Annotated in this window: 12 protein-coding genes; 6 read left to right on the top strand and 6 right to left on the bottom strand. The window is 72.5% G+C overall.

Annotation, left to right across the window (positions count from 1 at the left end; translation table 11 throughout):
• Window positions 1-65 precede the first annotated feature (65 nt).
• Complete coding sequence (locus PS467_RS27650) at window positions 66-914, bottom strand: lysozyme (protein WP_311037509.1); 849 nt, start codon at window positions 912-914, stop codon at window positions 66-68.
• A gap of 225 nt (window positions 915-1,139) precedes the next feature.
• Between PS467_RS27650 and PS467_RS27655 the strand changes: the two genes are divergently transcribed.
• On the top strand, window positions 1,140-1,652 hold the full coding sequence (locus PS467_RS27655; protein ID WP_268974386.1) for a MarR family winged helix-turn-helix transcriptional regulator: 513 nt from the start codon (window positions 1,140-1,142) through the stop codon (window positions 1,650-1,652).
• A gap of 368 nt (window positions 1,653-2,020) precedes the next feature.
• Here PS467_RS27655 and PS467_RS27660 read toward each other — a convergent pair whose 3' ends face one another.
• On the bottom strand, window positions 2,021-2,791 hold the full coding sequence (locus PS467_RS27660) for a hypothetical protein (protein WP_311037510.1): 771 nt from the start codon (window positions 2,789-2,791) through the stop codon (window positions 2,021-2,023).
• Window positions 2,792-3,180: 389 nt separating this feature from the next.
• Here PS467_RS27660 and PS467_RS27665 point away from each other — a divergent pair, with 389 nt between their 5' ends.
• The 5 genes from PS467_RS27665 to PS467_RS27685 all read left to right on the top strand — a co-directional run bounded on the left by PS467_RS27665 (window position 3,181) and on the right by PS467_RS27685 (window position 10,449).
• Complete coding sequence (locus PS467_RS27665) at window positions 3,181-7,446, top strand: nitrate- and nitrite sensing domain-containing protein (RefSeq protein WP_311037511.1); 4,266 nt, start codon at window positions 3,181-3,183, stop codon at window positions 7,444-7,446.
• Complete coding sequence (locus tag PS467_RS27670) at window positions 7,443-7,931, top strand: roadblock/LC7 domain-containing protein (protein ID WP_268974389.1); 489 nt, start codon at window positions 7,443-7,445, stop codon at window positions 7,929-7,931. Before PS467_RS27665 ends, PS467_RS27670 begins: the two co-directional genes overlap by 4 nt.
• On the top strand, window positions 7,928-8,320 hold the full coding sequence (locus PS467_RS27675) for a DUF742 domain-containing protein (protein WP_311037512.1): 393 nt from the start codon (window positions 7,928-7,930) through the stop codon (window positions 8,318-8,320). Before PS467_RS27670 ends, PS467_RS27675 begins: the two co-directional genes overlap by 4 nt.
• A gap of 4 nt (window positions 8,321-8,324) precedes the next feature.
• Entirely contained in the window at window positions 8,325-8,966 is a 642-nt protein-coding gene (locus PS467_RS27680) for a GTP-binding protein (protein ID WP_268974391.1), read from the top strand.
• Window positions 8,967-9,039: 73 nt separating this feature from the next.
• A complete protein-coding gene (locus PS467_RS27685; protein ID WP_311037513.1) occupies window positions 9,040-10,449 on the top strand; it encodes a styrene monooxygenase/indole monooxygenase family protein in 1,410 nt (469 codons plus the stop codon).
• 521 nt (window positions 10,450-10,970) lie between these two features.
• Here the strand turns inward: PS467_RS27685 and PS467_RS27690 are convergent.
• The 4 genes from PS467_RS27690 to PS467_RS27705 all read right to left on the bottom strand — a co-directional run bounded on the left by PS467_RS27690 (window position 10,971) and on the right by PS467_RS27705 (window position 14,611).
• Window positions 10,971-12,230: a C40 family peptidase gene (locus PS467_RS27690; RefSeq protein WP_311037514.1), complete on the bottom strand. Its 1,260-nt coding sequence runs from the start codon at window positions 12,228-12,230 to the stop codon at window positions 10,971-10,973.
• A 129-nt stretch (window positions 12,231-12,359) separates the two neighbouring features.
• On the bottom strand, window positions 12,360-12,626 hold the full coding sequence (locus PS467_RS27695) for a DUF8847 domain-containing protein (protein ID WP_268974394.1): 267 nt from the start codon (window positions 12,624-12,626) through the stop codon (window positions 12,360-12,362).
• A 72-nt stretch (window positions 12,627-12,698) separates the two neighbouring features.
• Window positions 12,699-13,388, bottom strand: coding sequence for a TetR/AcrR family transcriptional regulator (locus tag PS467_RS27700; protein WP_311039977.1), 690 nt, complete (start codon window positions 13,386-13,388; stop codon window positions 12,699-12,701).
• 293 nt (window positions 13,389-13,681) lie between these two features.
• Window positions 13,682-14,611, bottom strand: coding sequence for an AurF N-oxygenase family protein (locus tag PS467_RS27705; protein ID WP_311037515.1), 930 nt, complete (start codon window positions 14,609-14,611; stop codon window positions 13,682-13,684).
• Window positions 14,612-14,632 lie beyond the last annotated feature (21 nt).

Here is a 14,632-nt window from a genome sequence, read left to right on the forward strand (position 1 = left end):
CTGTCCGTGCGCCGGGGGCGGGGAACGCCGTGTGTGTGGGGGGTGGGGTGAGGCAGGTGCGGGGCTCAGCCGTTGGCGAGGGCCTGGAGCCGGTCCATGGCGCCGTTGAACTTGTTGTGGTCGCCGACCGTCGCACCGGAAGAGGTGTACTGCCAGATGGTGTGGAAGCCCCAGCCCGCCGGAAGCTCGCCGACGGACGAGCCGTAGCGCGGAATCCACAGGGGGTTGATGGAGCCGAAGGCGGCGGAGTTGCCCGTGCAGCTCTTCCACCAGCTGGTGGAGGTGTAGATCACCGGGTCACGTCCGGTGCGCGCCTTGTAGGTGTTGCTGAAGTCCTTGACCCAGTTGACCATCGCGCTCGCGCTCAGCCCGTAGCAGGTCGCGCCGTAGGGGTTGTACTCCATGTCGAGCGCGCCGGGCAGCGTCTTGCCGTCCTTGGACCAGCCGCCGCCGTGGTCGACGAAGTAGTTGGCCTGTGCGGCGCCGCTCGAGTTGTCCGGCAGGGCGAAGTGGTACGCGCCCCGGATCATGCCGACGTTGTACGAGCCGTTGTACTGCTGGGCGAAGTACGGGTTGGTGTAGCTGGTGCCCTCGGTCGCCTTGACATAGGCGAACCGGACGCCGCTGCTCCACAGCGTTGCCCAGGCGACATTGCCCTGGTGGCTGCTGACGTCCACGCCCTCGACGGTGGCGAGCAGCCCCGGCGGCTCCGCGCCGGTCGTGGAACCGCCCTCGTGCTTGAGTATCTGGGAACCCGCCCAGTCGTCCTCGGGATGGGGAATGGCCTTGGCACCACGGCCCTGGGCGGCGAACGCCGAACCGGGCAGTGCGAAGGTCACGGCGAGGAGAGTGGCGAGAATACCGATCAGCGCACTGAGGGCGCGTCGGGCCGAACCAGGTCTGTGCACGGGCATGGCGTTGCCTCCGAAGCCTCGGTGGGGGGAGAGGGACATCCGATTGGAATGACCATGTCAGCAGGGACGCTACGGGCGTAGATAGATGGGTGGAAGAGGGGAGGTGTGATGCCGTTGGTCTAATCCTGCGAAATACTGGTGGAGCTGCGGTAACAACCGGGCGTGGTAGAAACTTTCACGAAGTGAAAACCCGGAGAGGGCTCTGACGTGCACAACAACGGGGCAATGCCCCCCGAGCGGGGTGAGGGCGGCACCGTGGGCGGAGTCGGTGTGGACCATGCATTCCTGGCCCTGGAACGCGAATTGGCGGTTTTCCTCCGCAGGGCCCGTTCCGCTTCCGGGGAATTGGCCCGGGAGGTCCATCCCGAGCTGGAATCCTCCGCCTATGGGCTGCTGATGCGGCTGGAGGACGCCGGTCCGCAGCGCGCCACCGACCTCGCGGGCTTCGTCGGTGTCGGAAAGGCCACGATGAGCCGCCAGCTCCGGTCCCTGGAGGAGCTCGGACTGGTGACGCGGACCCCCGATCCGGCCGACGGCCGGGCCTTTCTGGTGGAGCTGACCGAGGAGGGCCGCAGCCGCTTCCGCGCCGTACGGGTCGCCCGGCGGGCCCGCTATGCCCGCCGCCTCGCCGCGTGGGAGCGCAGCGAGGTCGCCGAACTCGCCAGGCTGCTGCACCGGTTGAACGCGGAGCAGGAGGCCGACGACCCCGGTCAGGCGGCGCGTACGGCGCAGGAGTAGGGCGCTCATACACGTCAGGATCGGCGAGCCCCGCGCATCCGGCGACGCGGATGTGGCAACCGCGCTACTCCGTGCCCCGCCTGCTCCATGCCCCACGACACCCAGTGCCACGCCCTGCGCCGACGTGCGCCTGCCTGGGCCCGCGTCGGCGTCGGCGTGTGTCTGTCTGGGCCTGCGTCTGCGCCGTGGCTGCGTCGGCCTGCTGCGTCTGCCTCGGCCCGTGTCCGTGTCGGCCTGCGTCTTCGTCTGCGTGGCGCCCGCGCCTGCGTCGGCCTGCGCATGCGTCTTCGTCGGCACGCGCCCGCGCCCTCGCGTTCCCGCGCGCCCGCGCCCCCGCGCCCCCCATCCCGGGCCCGGGGGTCGGGCGGTCAGGGTTCCGCGAAGACCACGGCGGCGTCGTCGTGTGTCTTGCCCCTCGGGAAGGCCGCGCCGTCCGGATCGGCGTGCTCTGCCGCCCGCACCCGGTCGATCAGTGCCTGCGGGCCCTCCTTGCGCAGCAGCGCGAAGCAGTCGGCCCAGTCGCCCGCGCCGAACGTCTCCACCCAGCGCGACGCCCCGTCGGTGAGCGCCGCCAGCGCCCGCACCTCCGCGCGCGGGAACTCCCCGGTGACCGCCTTGTCCGAGACCGTGGGATCGGCGGCGGCGGTGAAGAAGCCGCCCTCCGCGTTGCGCAGCGGGGCGAGCCGCCGGCCCTCGGCCCGCAGCCGGTCGATGCGGTCGTCCAGGACCGGTGTCACCCCGTCGCGGATCAGCTCGACGAGCAACACCGAATCGGAGAGCACCAGATACTCGATCCGTTCGGCGTCCCAGCGCGCCGCGACGACGGTCGCCTGGGGAGTGAGAGGGTGAGAAAGGTCACACGTTGAACTATGGGCCGCGGCGGTTCGCGTGATCGCCTCGGAAAGGCAGCTCGTCAGGGGCGTATCCCGGTGTGAACCGGACACTTCGAGCAGCGCTCCGCCCAGTCGCGCGGTGAACCAGCTCACGCCGTGGACGCATCCGTCGTCGCCCTCGGGCGGGGTCACCCCGTCCAGGACCACCAGCGCACCGCCGCTTCCCGAGGCCGGGAGGGCTACGGATGCGTAGTCCTCGTTGGGGTACGTGTGATCGCCGGGGGCGGTCGCGAGTTCGATGCGCATTCCCTCAGTCTGCCGGACCGCCGTCGATCGTCGCCGCCGAGACGATCCGGCTCGGTTTGGTCCGTACCAAGGCCCGCCGTCGGTGTCTCCAGTGCCTGATTGGGGAGGGATTGACACTTCTGGGAAGCTGCGGGTGGGGCATCCTTTCAGGGCACCGAGGTCTTTACCAATCCGTGCAAGGTGGCGGGAAGGTATGGCCGGAAGTGAAAGTTGGTGGTCAACTACGCAATGCGGTTCACTCGTTCAGGTGGCCGGGTGGGTGATGTGTGCCTGCCCCAGACCCGTCCTGAAAGGGTCGGAATCCCTACCGGAGGTGGGGAACACAAGTGTTGATCCGTCGTCACCTCTGGTCCACGGAGCGGTCGGGCGAGAATGGATTGTGAGCACCGGTGCGGAAGAAGCGGCTTCGGGGCACCACGCACGATGCGGTCGGCGAGCCACGCCAGGACGAGGCGGCGCCGCGACGGCACACCGCACGCGTCCGTCGTCGGCTCACCGCGTCCGTAGCGCTCGTCTCCGTCGCCGTCCTCGGGGCCGGGGCCCCCGCCGTCCTGCTCGCCCTCGATGACACCACCGACGCCCAGCACCTCGTCGACCTCGCGGAGACCAACCGCGGCGCGGTGACCCTCGCCCACGCCCTCGCCGACGAGCGCGACGCCATGACCCGGTACGTCGCCGACGGGCGCACCACCGCCTCCGGCGGCGGGATCTCCGAGGACATGCGCGCCCGGGTCGACCGCCGCATCCGGGAGGTGCGGCCGGACGTCCCGGCCCCGGTCCGGCAGCTCCTGGACGCCCTCCCCGAACTGCGGCAGCACGCGCTGACCGGCAAGGACTCGGCCCTCGACGTCTTCACCTCGTACACCCGGACCGTCCAGGCGCTGAACGGGATCGCCGACACCCTCGCCCGCCGGGCCCTCGGCACGGGCGCCGACACCGGCACCACCGCCGCGCTGGCCCCGCTCGGCCGCGCGGTGGAGGAGGCGTCCGCCACCCGCGGGCTGCTGCTGGCCGCGCTCGACGCGGGCGGCGGCCAGGACGCGATGGTCTCCGCCGCCCAGCGGACCAACCTGCGCGAGCAGTCCGCGCTCGCCGACTTCGAACAGCTCGCCCCGGCCTCCGCCCGCGACGCCTACGACCGCACCGTCAACGGCACCGAGGTCACCACCGCCGAGCGCTACCTCGCCCGGCTCACCGACCAGAGCCGCCTCTCGGACAATGACGTCCTCCTCGGCGAGGACCGCGTCGAGTCCGCGCTGAGCGCCCGGATCGACCGGATGCGCGGCGCCCAGTCCGCCCTGGCCTCCGCCGAGGCCGCCCAGCTCGCACGGGTGCGGGACGACGCGGTCACCGACCTCGAGGTGCGCGCCGCCATCGTCGGTGCCGCCCTGCTCGTCGCCCTCGGCGCCGGCGTGCACAGCGCCCGCTCGATGACCCGGCCGCTGGCCGCGCTGCGGCTCGGCGCCCGGCGGGTCGCGGCCGATCCGGCGGCCGAGGAACCGGTCGTGTTCAAGGGCCGCGACGACGAGTTCGCGGACGCCGTACGGGCCGTCAACGAACTGCACGCCAAGGCCGCACGGGCGGCGGCGCGCATCACCGAACTCGACACCGAGCGCACCCGGCTCGTCGGCGAGCGGCAGCGGCTGGCCGCACAGCGGGACGAGCTGCGCGCCGAGCGGGACGCGGTCGCCACCCGGCTGGAGGGGCTGCGGGCCCGGGTCCACGGCAGCTTCGTCAGCCTCGCGCTGCGCTCACTGGGCCTGATCGAGCGCCAGCTCGCCATCATCGAGTCCCTGGAGGAGCGGGAGCAGGACCCCGACCGCCTCGAAACGCTCTTCGAGCTCGACCACCTGGCCACCGGGATGCGCCGCTACGGTGAGAACCTCCTGGTCATCGCGGGCTCCGAGCAGAAGGCCACCCACCCGGGGCCGGTGCCGCTGCTGGACGTGCTGCGTGCCTCGATCAGCGAGGTCGAACGGTACGACCGGGTGCAGATCCAGGCCCTGCCGCCACATGCCCAGGTCGCCGGGTACGCCGCGGACAGCGTCAGCCATCTGATCGCCGAACTCCTGGAGAACGCGACATCGTTCTCACCGCCGGACGCCCCGGTCCAGGTCTCCGGCTGGCTCCTGGAGACCGGCGAGGTCATGCTCTCCGTCCAGGACGAGGGCATCGGCATGACGCCCGAGCGCTTCATCGAGCTGAACGACCGGCTGGCCGACCCGGTACCGGAGTACTGCCAGGGCCCCCAGCCGGAGGACCCGCTGGGCCTCGGCCTGTACGTGGTGACCCGGCTCGCCGCGCGCCACGGCATCCGGGTGCAGCTGCGCGAACAGCAGCCGGGCGGGGTGGCGGCCGTGGTCGTCCTCCCGACGAACATCCTCCCGGCCGGCCCACCCGGCGCCGGACTGCCGCCCGCCCCGCCGGTGGGCGCGGGGGCGACGTTCAGCGGCACCGGACTGTCGTCCTTCCCGGGCACGGAAGCCGAGGCCAACTCCAACACGCTCCCGGGCCAGCCCCGTGTATCCACCCAGCCCCCGGCGGCTGAGGGCGCGCCGAACCCCGAGGCCGGGACGGACGCCGACCCATCGGCCGAGCGGGCGGCGCCGACGAAGCCGGCGATACCGGCGATACCGGCCGGTCGCCCCGCACCGGCCGAGCCGGCCGTAACGGCCATGTCGGACGGGGAGCCGGGCCAGGCGCCGCAGACGCCTGAGCCGGGGCTCGTGCCTGAGTCGGGGCTGGCGCCCGAGACGGGGCTCGTGCCTGAATCGGGGCTGGCGCCCGAGGCGGAGCTTGGGTCTGAGCCGGAACTCGGGTCCGAGAGTCTCGCGCCCGAGTCGGGGCTGGCGCCCGAGCCGGGGCCGGCACCCGAGGTCGGGCTCGCGCCCGAGGCGGGGCACGGCCCAGGGCCTGCGTCCGCCGAGGCAGCCTCCGGCCCGGAGTCGGCGGCCCCCTGGGCCGTCTCCGGTGAGCGGTGGGGGCGGCCGGCGGATGCCGTCGGTGACTATCCGATGGAGCCCACGCCGCCGCGCGGCCACCCGAACCCGGGGAACGGCGGTGCGCTGCCAGCCCTGCCCAAGCGTGTCCCCAAGCCGCTCCGGACCACCGGACAGGACGACGCGCGGCACGGCGCGGACGACCCGGCTCCGGCGCGGGCACCCGAGGCCGAGGAGCCGGAGGTGCCCGCCGTCGAGCGGACGATGGAACTGACCCTCCATCGCGAGAACGGCGAAAACGGCGAGAACCGCGAGAGCCTGGACGACCGCGAAAGCTACGGCGACCGCGAGGACGGTGACGACCGCGAGAGCCGCGAGCGGCGGTTTGGCGCCCACGGCGTACGCCCGGTGGGCGCGGACGCCTGGGGTCCGGCCGACACCGGCCCGGCGCAGGCCGATCCGGCACGAGACGACCTGGCGGAGCGCGGTGGCGCGATGTCGCCGGACGGCCTGGCGGAGTGGGGCGGCCTGGCCGAGCGTGACGACTTGGCCGAGCAAGGCGGTTTGGTGGCGCGGGGCGGCTCGGCGTCACGAGACGCCCTGGCCGAGCATCGTGGCCCGGTGTCGCGGGACGGTGTGGCCGAGCGCGGCGGCCCGGTGGCCAGGGACACCTTGGCTGAGCGCGGCGGCCTGGCGGCCCGAGAGGGCTTGGCGGAACGTAGCGGTCTGGCGGAGCAAGGCGGCTTGGCGGCCCGAGAGGGCTTGGCGGAACGTAGCGGTCTGGCGGAGCAAGGCGGCTTGGCGGCGCGGGGCGGCCCGGTGTCGCGGGACGGTGTGGCTGAGCGTCGCGGCCCGGTGGCCGAGGACGGCCTGGCTGAGCGCGGCGGCCTGGCGGCCCAGGACGGCCTGGCGGCCAGGGACGGCCTGGCGGAACGCAACGGTCTGGCGGCCCGAGATGGCCTGACCGAGCGCGGTGCCCTGGCCGAGCGGGGCGGCGCGGTGGCCCGGGACGGCGTGGCCGAGCGTCTGGCGGCCCGGGACGCCCTGGCCCAGCGCGGCGGCCTGACGGAGCGAGAGGGCCTGGCGGCCCGAGACGGCTTGGCGGAACGCGGCGGCCTGGCGGAGCAAGGCGGCTTGGCGGCGCGGGGCGGCCCGGTGTCGCGGGACGGTGTGGCTGAGCGTCGCGGCCCGGTGGCCGAGGACGGCGTGGCCGAGCGCGGCGGCCCGGTGGCCGAGGACGGCCTGGCGGAACGCGGTGGCCCGGCGTCGCAAGGCGGCTTGGCGGCGCGCCGCGGCCCGGTGGCGGGACACGGCTTGGCCGAGCGCCGCGGTCCAGTGGCGGGACACGGCTTGGCCGAGCGCGGCGGCGTGGCGGCTGCCGCCGATCCGTATGCCATCGGGCCCGACCAGCACGCCCGTCCGGAGGACGAGGCGCCGCCGCGTACCGACCGTACCGACAAGGGACTTCCCAAGCGCACACCGCGGAGCCTGTCGCTCCGGGAGTCCGATCCCGAACCCCGGGAGCGGACCGGTTCGGTGAGCGCGGAGGAGCTGCGGCACCGGCTCGGTGGCTTCCAGCGCGGAGCCCGCGAGGGGCGCCGCGATGCCGCCGCCGAGATCGCCGCCCGTGGCGAGGCCGCGCGGCGGTACGGGGGGCCGGCAGAACAAACGGGGGCGCGGAACGAGGGTGGCACGGTTGAGGAGGCACGCGGGTGAATGCGCCCGGTAGTACCTACGGGTTGAGTCGCGAGGCCCGTAATCTGCACTGGTTGCTGTCGAACCTGGTCGAGGAGGTGCCGGGTGTCCGCTCGGTCGTGGTCGTCTCGACCGACGGGCTGATGCTGCTCTCCTCCGACGCACGGCACTACGCCGCCGCGGCGGCCGATCCGACGGCACAGGACGGCCCCAAGGGGTCCAGCGCGGATCTCGCGACGATCGTCTCGGGGCTCGGCAGCCTCACGCTCGGCGCGGCGAAGCTCATGGACGGCGGCGGCGTCAAGCAGACGATGGTGGCGATGGACGAGGGCAGTCTGTTCGTCATGTCGATCAGCGACGGTTCGCTGCTGGGGGTGCACGCCACCGCCGACTGCGACATGACCGTCGTGGCCTATCACATGGCGCTGTTCGTGGGCCGGGCCGGGCATGTGCTCACCCCCGAACTCCGCAATGAACTACGCAGGTCGCTGGAGTCCGCACAGTGACGACCGCCGGGTCCGGCCGACCCGCCCGTAAACCCGCTCGCGTACGTCCGTACTCGCTCACCGGCGGTCGCACCCGCTCCGGCCATGTGCTGCTGGTGGAGACCTTCGTGGCGTCGCTGGAGTCTCCGGACGAACGGCTCGACCCGGCCCCCAGCGGGGTGAACTCCCGGATGCTGCCGGAGATCCGGGCGATCATCGAACTGTGCCGCAGGATGCGCTCCGTCGCGGAGGTTTCCGCGATGCTCAAGATCCCACTTGGTGTGGTGCGCGTCCTGCTCAGCGACCTGGCCGACCAGGGAAAGATCCGCGTCTACGGCACCGGGCGGGGCCCCGGCAAGCCGGACCGCGCGTTGCTCGAAAGGGTGCTCAGTGGACTTCGCAGGCTCTGAGACGATGACGGCGACCCCGCCGGCGACGTCGGAGATACCCGGGGCCGGGATACCCGGGGCCGAGGAGGTGCTCCAGAGGTGGCAGACGGATCGTTCCCGCGCGCCGATCGCCACCAAGATCGTGATAGCGGGAGGCTTCGGCGTCGGCAAGACGACCTTCGTCGGCTCGGTTTCGGAGATCACTCCGCTCCAGACCGAGGCGCTGATGACGCAGGCCAGCGAGAGTGTGGACGATCTGGAGGCGACTCCGGAGAAGCTGACCACCACCGTCGCGATGGACTTCGGCCGGATCACGCTGGAGAACGATCTGGTCCTGTATCTCTTCGGCACCCCCGGTCAGCAGCGTTTCTGGTTCATGTGGGACGACCTGATGCGCGGGGCCATCGGTGCGGTGGTGATGGTCGACACCCGGCGCCTGGACGACAGCTTCCCCGCGCTGGACTACTTCGAAAGCCTCGGCCTGCCGTATGTGGTGGCGGTCAACCACTTCGAGGGCACGCCGCTCTACCAGCCCGAGGACGTACGGGACGCGCTCTCCGTGGCCCCCTCGGTGCCCGTGGTGAGGATGGACGCCCGGCGTCGGATCTCGGTCGTGGACGCGCTGCTGGCGCTGGTGCGACACGCCGTTGACGTCTCACCCGAGTGACGTAACCTCGGCTCCGCTCACGGAATGAGCTGCTCCGTTCCGTTCGGCCCGAGCCTGAGGGGAGTCGACAGCCATGCGGACGATACTCATCGTGGGGGCCGGGCAGTCCGGCCTCCAACTCGCTCTCGGCCTGCAGTCCCAGGGGTACGGGATCACGCTGATGTCCAGCCGGACGTCCGATGAGATCCGCGGCGGGCGGGTGATGTCCACCCAGTGCATGTTCCGCACCGCGCTGGGGCACGAGCGCGATCTGGGGCTCAACTTCTGGGACGATTCGGCGCCCCGGATCGAGGGCCTCGGCGTCTCCGTCGCCGGGGCGGCGACTCCGGGCGGACACCCACGGGTCATCGACTGGGTCGGCCGGCTCGACGGCTTCGCCCAGTCGGTCGACCAGCGGATCAAGATGGCCGGCTGGATGGACACGTTCGAACAGCGGGGCGGCCAGGTGGTCATCCATGGCACCGCCGTCTCCGACCTGGACTTCCTCGTCAGGAAGTACGACTTGGTGCTGGTGGCCGCGGGCAAGGGCGAACTGGTCTCGCTCTTCCGCCGGGACGTCGCCCGCTCCCCGTACGACACCCCGCGGCGCGCCCTCGCGGTCGCCTATGTGCACGGCCTCGGCCCGCGCCCCGAGCACCCCGGTCTCGAAGCGGTGCGCTGCAACCTCGTCCCCGGTGTCGGCGAGTTCTTCGTGATGCCCGCGCTCACCACCACCGGCCGCGCCGACATCCTCTTCTGGGAGGGCGTCCCCGGCGGCCCGGCCGACGCCTTCCAGGGCATCACCGACCCCTCGGAGCATCTGGAACGCACCCTGGAGCTGATGGAGCGGTTCACCCCCTGGGAGTACGCGCGCGCCACCAAGGTCGAGCTGACCGACGCGGGCGGCACGCTGTCCGGGCGGTACGCCCCGACCGTACGCGACCCGGTCGGACGACTGCCGGGCGGCGGACTGGTCCTGGGCGTCGGCGACGTCGTGGTCGCCAACGACCCGCTCACCGGCCAGGGCTCCAACTCCGCCGCCAAGTGTGCGGCGGTCTATCTGGCGAGCATCGTCGAGCGCGGCGACCGGCCGTTCGACGAGGAGTGGATGCGGACGACCTTCGACCGCTACTGGCGGACCGCGCGGCACGTCACCAGGTGGACCAACGCCATGCTGGGCCCGATGCCGGAGCACGTCGTGAACCTCTTCGGCGCGGGCGTCACCTTCCCCGCCGTCGCCCACCGCATCGCCAACGGCTTCGACAACCCCTCCGACTTCGAGGACTTCTTCTACGACCCCGAGAAGACGGCCGCCTACCTGGACCAGGTCATGGCAGAGGCCGAATCGGAGGAGGCGGTGGCAGAGGCCGATCCGGAGAGACTCGCGGGGGAGGCCGATCCGGACGGGGTCGCGGGCCCGGCTGACCTGGGCGAGGTCGCGGGGCCGGCTGATGTGGGTGAGGTCGCGGGGGAGGCCGATGCCGCCGTCCGGTCCATCGGCTGACACCAGCGGCCGTGGTTGGGGTCACTGGCAGTGCTTGGGCTCACTGGTCGTGATTGGGGTCACCGGTCGTGCCTGGGGCCACCAGGCCGTTTCCGGGACCGTCGGCCGTGCTTGGGGTGACTGGCAGTGCTTGGGGTTACCGGCAGTGCTTGGGGTCACCGGCCGTGCCTGGGGTCACCAGGCCGTCTCCGGGACCGTCGGCCGTGCTTGGGGTCACTGGCAGTGCTTGGGGTCACCGGCCGTGGCTGGGACCACCGGCCGTTTCCGGGACCGTCGGCCGTGCTTGGGGCACCCGGCCGTGCTTGGGGTCACAGGCGGTGCTTGGGGTCACCCGGCCGTCCCCGGGACGGTCGGCCGTGCTTGGGGTCAGCGGCCGCGCCTGACTCCACCGGCCGTCCCCAGGATCACCGGCCATCTCCCGGATCACCGGCCGTCCCCGGGGCCACAAGCGCCGTCAGCGCCGTCAGCGCCTGAGCCGTCCCCGGGGCCGTCGGCGCCGTCAGCGCGCTGTCGCGCCCGACCTAGGTGCCCGGTCGCACCGCGCCCTGCACTGGATTGGAGGCGAGCGGGGAGAGCTTCACCCGCTGGCCGGGGCGCGGCGCCTGGACCACCTGGCCGTTGCCCGCGTACATCGCCACATGGCTGGCCCCCTTGTAGTAGATCACCAGATCGCCGGGGCGCAGCCGGCTGATCGGCACCCGGGGCAGTTGGCGCCACTGCTCCTGGCTGGTGCGCGGGATGGTCCGCCCGGCGTGTGCCCACGCCGAGGAGGTCAGCCCCGAGCAGTCGAAGGAGTTCGGCCCCTCGGCGCCCCAGACGTACGGCTTGCCGATCTGGGCCAGCGCGTAGGCGAGCGCCCGCTTCCCGGCGTCCGCCGATGCCATTCCGGTGCGGCCGGGGGACTGGCGGCGGGGCCGTGGGGTGGACCCGGTGGTGCCCGGGGTCGGGGCCGGGGCCTCCGCCGCCGGGGTGTCCTGGCCGGTCCCGGGGGCCGTGGCGGTGCCCGCGCCGCCGCTGCCGCTGCCGCCGCCGGTGGCGGCAGCGGGCGGACCCGCGGCGCCCTGCGACGTGGCGCCCTGCGACGTGGCGTCCGCGGTGCCGAGCGCCCCGGAGGCGATCAGTTTGCGCTGCGCCTTGGCGGTCTCCTCGCGTTCGCGCTGCGCCACCTGGGCGATCTGGCGGGCGCTCAGCCTGGCGAGCATCTTCTCGATCCCGCGGAGCCGTTTCTTCACCTTGTCCCGCTGTTTCTTCCGCTTCGACACCAGGGACAGCTGCTTGTCCAGCGCGGCCCGCGCCCGGGTGGCGACGGCGTCGGCGCGCCGCTCGCCCTTGGTCAGCCGCGCCACCAGGGCGGCCTCGCGGCCGGCCGCCCGCTGTAGCTCACGCGCCTCGTCGGCGGCGTTCTCGGGGTGGGGGGCGAGCAGGGTCAGCAGGAAGGAGTAGGAGGAGAGCGCGGTGTGGCCCTGGTACTGCTGGCGGGCGAGCCGTCCCGCGTCGTCGTGGCTGTCGGCGAGCTTCGTACGGGTGCGGACCAGCTCGGCCGTGAGCTTCCTGGTTCTGGCGCGCTGTCTGCGCAGCTTCTCCTCGGTCGCGTTGTACGCCTCCGTCGCCTCCTCGGCCTTCCGGTACAGCGTCTTGAGCTGCGTCAGCAGCTCGGACACCGACCGATCGGCGGGGCGGGAGGCGACGGCCGACGCCTGGGCCGCCGGAACGGCGGGTACCAGCGCGGCGGCCGCGGTGATCGCCGCCGCGCAGACCGAGCCCACGATCCGTCCTGACACGTGATCACCTCCGGCTCCGTGACGCCTCTGTTCGGCGTCCAGCTCAGCAGGATCGTGGCATGACGTTCGTATCTTCAGGACAATTGTGGGCGAGTCGGACGAATACCGTCACCCGACCGGCGGGGCCGGTCAGCTCGGTTTGGACCACGGCCATTTCGGCCCGCCGCCCGGCTTTCCCTCCGGGTCGTACTCGTAGCGCCAGCCCCGGACCAGGCCCAGACGCTTGGAGGCGGCAGCCGGAACCCTGCGGTACACGTACACCGTCGGGGGCCCACCGTGTTCGTCCTCGACCGGCACCTCGTAGGTCTTCGGCGGCTGGCCCGTGAGGCCGACCAGCACCGGCAGTACCCGGCCGTCCAGCGGCCCGCCCACGAAGGGCGTCTCCTCGCTTCTCACCGCACCAGTCTCACAGCATCGCCCGCATCGCCCGCGCCACACCTCTCACACCGGTCACACCCACCACACCCGTCACAGCAGATGCGACGCCTCGCCCAGCGTGGGCGCCACACGGCGCGCCAGCCGTCCGACCGGGCCCTCGGCGGGCTCGATCGCGAGCGCGGCCCGGATCACCCGGGCCGCCTGCGGATCGGTCGTCGCGGTGGCGGTCAGCAGCGCGACGAAATGGTCCACGAGCCAGTCACGCAGCTCCTCCATCGGCGGCTGCTTCTCCTCGTCCAGCCAGATCAACGAGGCCGCCTCGACGGCCGTGATCCAGGTGCGGACCATCATCCGCAACCGCACACCGGGCTTCCGGACCGCCAGATGGAGCAGGATCTGCTCGGCCGCCGCCCGCCGCACCTCGTCGACGATCGCGTTCGTCCGCGAGGTCTCGGCCACGCTGCCGCTCTGCAACAGCGCGCTGAACCCCGCGTCGTGCTCGTCCACGAAGGCCAGATAGCGGTCCAGTACCCGGCCCAGCCGACCGCTGAGCGGACCGCTGCGCGGCTCCTCGAAGCACCGTTCCAGCTCATCGGCGGCGCTGCGCAGGGCTGCCTCGTACAACTGCTGCTTACCGCCCGGGAAGTAGCGGTAGACCAGCGGGCGGGAGGCACCGGCGGCCGACGCCACATCGTCCAGCGAGACGTCCTCGGGGGCGCGGTGGGCGAAGAGGCCGAGCGCGGCGGCGATGAGTTCGGCGCGCCGTGCCTCGACGCTCAGCCTGCGATAGCTCCCCCGGCGCGCGGCGGGCGCGTTCGCGGCCTCCGCAGGCGCGTTCGCGGCCTCCGCGGACGGGTTGGCGGCCTCCGTGGACGAGTTCGCAGCGGCCGTGGACGGGTTCGCAGTGGCCGGGGGCTGCTTCGCCTCCGCCGGGCGCGCGGCGGCGCTCGCCCCCGCCGGGGGTGTCGCCTCCGGGGGTGCCGAAGCGGTGCCGCTGCCTGTCGTCATGCCTGGCAGCGTAACCGCCCATCCGTACGAAGCGGACACCCCCCTTGGCCATATCTCCGGACCGGCTAGGCCATCAGCCCCGAGCTCTTCCACAGCCGGCGGCCCACACCCCGCATCACCCCGACGTCGTCGAGGAATTCGGTGAGCTTGCTGGCGCCGTTGCGCATCACCTCACGGCGGTGGGCGCTGGCCCGCACTTGAGCGACGGCCGCGCGCCGGTCGAGTCCGACATCCGTGTAGACCTTGGGGTTGATGAACGCCTGCGAGAAGATCCGGGCGAACTCCCCCGAACTGATCCGGGTCAGCTCCGCCTCCCAGCGCGGCGCGCGCAGCATCTGGCGGCGCAGCTCCTCGCGGGCGTACCGCACATGGCGCGCCTCCTCGACCACGTGGATCCGGGTCACTCCGCGGATCAGGGGCTGCACGCGCTCGTCGGGGAAGGTCAGCCGCTGCATCCAGTCCAGGACCTCCTCGCCGAGGAGGGTCGCGGTGAACGAACCGGGCGTGGTGGAGAACGTCTTGAAGAACCGGCCCAGGTTGTGGTGGAGCGGGCGGACCGGATAGGCCGGGGTGCCGCTCCTGGCGATCAGCCGCGCGAACATCTTGGAGTGGCGGCACTCGTCCTCGATCTCGGTGAGTGCGTACCGGACGTGGGCGCTGGTCGCGGCCTTGTCGTAGATGTGCCGGGTGAGCAGCTGCATCAGGATGATCTCGAACCATATGCCCAGCGAGGCGAGGGCCGTGGCCTCGTGCTTGGACAGCAGCAGCCGCTGCTCCTCGGACATCCGCCGCCACATGGGCGTGTCGTACAGCGAGACCAGCTCCGGCGGCCAGAACCACTTGCCGGGCTCGAACGGAGCGTCCCAGTCCAGCTCGGTGTCGGGGTCGAAGGAGTGCTTGGCGGACGACTGAAGCAGCCGTTCCGCCACCCGTTCACGGTCCTTGATCAGCCCGAGCGCGTCCCGGAGCGCGGGTGATTCGGTCGTGGTCGTCATCGCTGAGGGCACCTCACTGAT

Source organism: Streptomyces luomodiensis (assembly GCF_031679605.1).
GTDB lineage: Bacteria > Actinomycetota > Actinomycetes > Streptomycetales > Streptomycetaceae > Streptomyces > Streptomyces luomodiensis.